Source organism: Corallococcus sp. 4LFB, from assembly GCF_046520365.1.
Lineage (GTDB): Bacteria > Myxococcota > Myxococcia > Myxococcales > Myxococcaceae > Corallococcus > Corallococcus caeni.
Genome location: NZ_JBKGHJ010001316.1, coordinates 1 through 216, shown reverse-complemented (window position 1 = coordinate 216; position 216 = coordinate 1). Strand labels below are relative to the sequence as shown.

Here is a 216-nt window from a genome sequence, read left to right as displayed (position 1 = left end):
CACCGACCGGCTCTACGAGCTGGGCGCGGAGCTGGTGGAGAAGGTGCGCGTCGCCGGCCGCGCGGTGCCGCGCTACGCGAACGAGCTGAAGGCCGCCAGGGACGCCCGCCGCGCGGTGCTGCCCGCCACGTCCCGAAGCGTGCCGCGGGCAGTACCGGCCCGGGGCCTGGCCGCGCTGGAGGCCCACCGCGCGGCGGGGGACCGGCTGGTGCTGCT

The 216-nt window shown here is 79.2% G+C and carries 1 pseudogene; it reads left to right on the top strand.

The features are described from left to right. Positions 1–216 (top strand): annotated as a pseudogene (locus ACLEQD_RS45450) (hypothetical protein); the annotation flags it as partial.